Here is a 4,308-nt window from a genome sequence, read left to right on the forward strand (position 1 = left end):
CCGGCTTGCCGGCGGTGAGGCAACACGCCACACCCACCTGCCGAACCTTCCAGCAAACATTGAGTCAAAACGCTATCTCACCATGTAGTCCCCCCAAGATGTCGCGCCTCGTCGCCTTGTTCTTCATGTTCTGCGCAGGCCTGGCCCAGGCCGCCTCCCCCACCGTGCTGCAACGGCCCATCGAGCTGGACACCGGCCAGGGCGTGCTGCACGGCAGCCTGCTGCTGCCTCAGCAGGCCACGCCACCGCCAGTGGTGCTGATCATCGCCGGCTCCGGCCCCACCGACCGCGACGGCAACAACCCAGCCTCGGGGCGCATCGACAACCTCAAGCGCCTGGCCCTGCTGCTGGCCAACGAGCACATCGCCAGCGTGCGCTACGACAAGCGCGGCGTCGCTGCCAGCCAACCGGCCACGCCCGACGAACGCAACCTCAGCGTCGAGCGCTACGTCGCCGACGTGGTCGCCTGGAGCCGCAAGCTCAAGGCTGACCCGCGCTTCGGCCAATTGATCCTGATCGGTCACAGCGAAGGCGCGCTGATCGCAAGCCTGGCCGCCGAACAGGCCGGCGCCAGCGCCGTGATCACCCTGGCGGGCAGTGGCAGGCCGCTGGCAGACGTGGTGCGCGAACAACTGGCGCGGCGCCTGCCGCCGGCGCAACTGGCACGCAGCGACGCCCTGCTCGACCGCCTGCAGACTGGGCAGACCAGCCTGGACGTGCCGGCGCCCCTGCGCCAGGTGTTCCGCCCCAGCGTGCAGCCCTACCTGATCACGCTGTTCCGCCAGGACCCGGCGCAAGCCTTCGCCCGCCTGCCCATGCCCGCCCTGATCGTGCAGGGCCGTAACGATGTGCAAGTCGACGTGGTCGACGCCGAACGCCTCAAGGCGGCAAAACCTGACGCCCAGCTGGTACTGATCGACGGCATGAACCACATGCTGCGCATCAGCCCCAAGGAAATGCGCCTGCAGCGCGACAGCTACCTCAACCCGGAACTGCCCCTGGCCCGGGAGCTGGGCGAGCGCATCGTGACGTTCATTCATCAGCTGCCCTCAGCCTGAGGAGATCGACGCACAATGGCCTCAGGTCCGGGGCGATACGGCCGATAAGCTCGGTATTGGCCTGTATTCGAGAACACCCTGATGACCGATGCCCCCGCTGCCGTAGAACCGGCCGAAGCGCCACAAGCCCCGGACAGCGCCTCGTTGCCCTGGGACGACCTTGCCGTCGAGCACTTCCAGCTGCTGCGCCTGGCGCCGCTGCCCACCGACCGCAACAGCGGTGCAAGGCCGCTGCGCTTCGTCGAGTTCGGCCATGCCGAGCGCCACGACAAAGTGCACAGCTTGCTGCGCCTGGAAATCCGCCTGCCCGGCCAGAAAGTGCGCAAGGAACAGAACCAGCTGGATGTGCGCGTCGACCACGCCGAGCGCCGGGTCAGCATCGGCAGCGACAGCGGCCTGCAGCTGGAGCCCCTCAACCGCGGTCTCGGCCGCTTCCTGCTGGGCCAGGCGGTGCAGTGGCTGCAGCGCCGCTGGTCGCACTACAAGGTCGAAGGCATGGCATTGCCGAACAGGGATGCGATGAACGAAGACACGCGCCTGCGCCGGGATCGCTTCTTGACTGCCACCGGCATCGAGGTGGAATACGCCGACCCGCAGCACCTCAAGGGCAGTACCGTGGAGACGACCGTCGGCCAGCTCAAGGGTGGCTGGAATACCGAGAAGGTCCAGCGGGTGGACATGCTGGAGGCCGCCGGCATGCTGCAGCAGGCCGAACAGCAGTTGCTGGAGAAGGAAGCGCAACTGCGCGAGCGGGATGAGCGGGTGGCCAAGTATCGGCGCGAGGACAGCGGGTTACGCTTTACCATCACTTGCCTGGTGGCGTTTGCGGTGTTTCAGGCGGGCCTGCTGATCTGGATTGCTACTCGCTAGGACCGCGTCGCCTGCATCGCCGGCAAGCCGGCTCCCACAGGATCACCACAAACCTGAAGCGTGTGGTGTACCTGTGGGAGCACAGGATCACCACAGACCTGAAGCATGTGGTGTACCTGTGGGGGCACAGGACCACCACAAACCTGAAGCGTGTGGTGTACCTGTGGGAGCCGGCTTGCCGGCGATGGGCTGCAAAGCAGCCCCATTCCCCCTCAGACGCGCGCCTTGAACAGCTCCTGATGCTGCCTGCATTGCTCGGCCGTCAACATGAACACCCCATGCCCGCCGCGCTCGAACTCCAGCCAGGCAAAGTCCACTTCGGGGTACAGCGCCTCGACATGCACCTGGCTGTTGCCCACCTCGACGATCAACAAGCCCTTTTCGGTCAGGTGATCAGCCGCCTCGGCCAGCATCCGACGCACCAGGTCCAGGCCGTCGTTGCCGCAGGCCAGGCCCATTTCCGGCTCGTGGTGATACTCCGCCGGCATGTCGCCGAAGTCCTCGGCATCGACATACGGCGGGTTGGACAGGATCAGGTCGAAACGCTGCCCCGGCAGGCCGGCGAAACCATCGCCCTGCACCGTGAAGACGCGCTCGTCCAGACCGTGGCGCTCGATGTTCTGGTTGGCCACTTCAAGTGCTTCGAAGGACAGGTCGGCAAGCACCACTTCGGCCTCGGGGAATACTTCCGCAGCCACGATACCGATGCAGCCGGAACCGGTGCACAGGTCGAGAATGCGCGCTGGCTCGGCGGCCAGCCACGGCTCGAAGCGTTTCTCGATCAGCTCGCCGATCGGCGAACGCGGTACCAGCACACGCTCGTCGACAATGAACGACATGCCGCAGAACCACGCCTCGCCCAACAGGTAGGCGGTCGGCACACGGTCCTGGATGCGGCGCTTGAGCAGGTGCTGCAGGCGCACCCGCTCGTCGTCCTCGAGCTGGCAGTCCAGGTAGCTGTCGGCCACTTCCCATGGCAGGTGCACGGCACCCAACACCAGCAGGCGGGCTTCGTCCCAGGCATTGTCGGCACCGTGGCCGAAGAACAGCTCGTGCTCATGGAAGCGGCTGACCGCCCAGCGGATATGGTCGCGCAACGTGCGCAGACGAGATGTGATCACGGGGTACTCCTATTCAGACCGGACAAAAGTCTAACAGTCCTACCCGCACATTTGTTGCCGCGGATCGCCCCGCAGTCCGCCACAGGCCAGTAACCACGCCGCTTGCGATGTCAACCATTCCCATTGGCGCCAAGGCAAGGGAGAATAGGTATACAAAAGCCCTACCCAAGGAGCCCTTGATGTCCGTTCCAACCACGATGTTCCGCCTCACTGGCCGCGACTACCCGCCGGCCAAGCTGAGCCAAGCCAGCCTGATCGTCATCGATGCGCAGAAAGAGTACCTCAGTGGCCCTCTCGCGCTGTCGGGCATGGACGAGGCCGTGGCCAACATCGCCAGGTTGCTCGACGCCGCCCGCAAGGCCGGCCGTCCGATCATCCACGTTCGCCACCTCGGTACCGTTGGTGGTCGCTTCGACCCCCAGGGTGCGGCCGGTGAGTTCATCCCTGGCCTTGAACCACGCGAGGGAGAAATCGTCATCGAAAAACGCATGCCCAACGCTTTCAAGAACACCAAGCTGCACGAAACCCTGCAAGAGCTGGGGCACCTTGACCTGATCGTCTGCGGTTTCATGAGCCATTCCAGCGTCAGCACCACGGTACGCCGGGCCAAGGACTATGGTTATCGTTGCACCCTGGTGGAAGACGCCTCGGCGACCCGCGATCTTGCCCTGAAAGACCGGGTGATCCCCGCCGCGCAGATCCATGAGTGCGAGATGGCCGTGATGGCCGACAACTTCGCCTGTGTCGCCCCGACTGCCAGCCTGATCTGACCGGCCGGCAGCCAGGCGGAACCCGAGGGTCGGCGACCGGTCCAATTTCTGATGTCCACAGAGGAAATCGGAATGAAGCTAAAAGGCAGTTTCGACGCCAAGCGCCTGCGTCAGCGCGAACCGCGCAACTGGGGTGCTCGGCTGGCTGCCGGCCTGTCGGCATTGCTCGCGACGCTCGGCGTGCTGCTGGCCATGGCTGGCATCGCCGGGCTGCTCGGCAACTACACGGCGCTGGCCGAACTCAATGCCAACCGGCCGCTGGCCGGGTTCATCACGGTGGCCGGGTTGCTGATGTTGTATTTCGGCGTGAGGTTCTGGCGGCGCAGCCGTATTCGCTTGCGCCGGGGGCGGGAGTTGAACCTGTCGCCTCACTTGATGAAGAAGCACCACTGACAGTTTTTTCAATTTACCGGCCCTATCGCCTGCAAGCCGGCTCCCACAGGAACTCCACAGCGCTGAACATTGTGGTGACCCTGTGGGAGCCGGCTT

At 65.0% G+C, this 4,308-nt stretch carries 5 protein-coding genes; 4 read left to right on the forward strand and 1 reads right to left on the reverse strand.

The annotated features are described in order from the left end of the window. Nucleotides 1-98: 98 nt before the first annotated feature. Nucleotides 99-1,058, forward strand: a complete 960-nt coding sequence (locus PMI38_RS20020) for an alpha/beta hydrolase (RefSeq protein ID WP_008097805.1) — start codon at nt 99-101, stop codon at nt 1,056-1,058. A gap of 81 nt (nt 1,059-1,139) precedes the next feature. After that, nucleotides 1,140-1,928, forward strand: a complete 789-nt coding sequence (locus PMI38_RS20025; protein WP_008097808.1) for a hypothetical protein — start codon at nt 1,140-1,142, stop codon at nt 1,926-1,928. A gap of 212 nt (nt 1,929-2,140) precedes the next feature. Here the strand turns inward: PMI38_RS20025 and prmB are convergent, their stop codons facing one another. Then, nucleotides 2,141-3,049, reverse strand: a complete 909-nt coding sequence (gene prmB, locus PMI38_RS20030; protein ID WP_008097810.1) for a 50S ribosomal protein L3 N(5)-glutamine methyltransferase — start codon at nt 3,047-3,049, stop codon at nt 2,141-2,143. Between the two features lie 179 nt (nt 3,050-3,228). On the opposite strand from prmB, the gene PMI38_RS20035 reads away from it, so the two are divergent. Both PMI38_RS20035 and PMI38_RS20040 read left to right on the forward strand, forming a co-directional pair. Then, nucleotides 3,229-3,819 carry a cysteine hydrolase family protein gene (locus tag PMI38_RS20035; protein WP_008097812.1) on the forward strand — a complete coding sequence of 197 codons (591 nt, stop codon included), beginning with the start codon at nt 3,229-3,231 and terminating at the stop codon, nt 3,817-3,819. 72 nt (nt 3,820-3,891) lie between these two features. Further along, a complete protein-coding gene (locus PMI38_RS20040; protein ID WP_008097815.1) occupies nt 3,892-4,212 on the forward strand; it encodes a hypothetical protein in 321 nt (106 codons plus the stop codon). The last annotated feature ends 96 nt before the right edge of the window (nt 4,213-4,308 follow it).

It is taken from the genome of Pseudomonas sp. GM84 (genome assembly GCF_000282535.1).
In the GTDB taxonomy this organism is placed as follows: domain Bacteria; phylum Pseudomonadota; class Gammaproteobacteria; order Pseudomonadales; family Pseudomonadaceae; genus Aquipseudomonas.

Bases quoted from the DNA above. Each gene is read 5' to 3' on its own strand.
- PMI38_RS20020 (WP_008097805.1), top strand. From the start codon at position 99: ATGTCGCGCCTCGTCGCCTTGTTCTTCATGTTCTGCGCAGGCCTGGCC.
- PMI38_RS20025 (WP_008097808.1), top strand. From the start codon at position 1,140: ATGACCGATGCCCCCGCTGCCGTAGAACCGGCCGAAGCGCCACAAGCC.
- PMI38_RS20040 (WP_008097815.1), top strand. From the start codon at position 3,892: ATGAAGCTAAAAGGCAGTTTCGACGCCAAGCGCCTGCGTCAGCGCGAA.
- PMI38_RS20035 (WP_008097812.1), top strand. From the start codon at position 3,229: ATGTCCGTTCCAACCACGATGTTCCGCCTCACTGGCCGCGACTACCCG.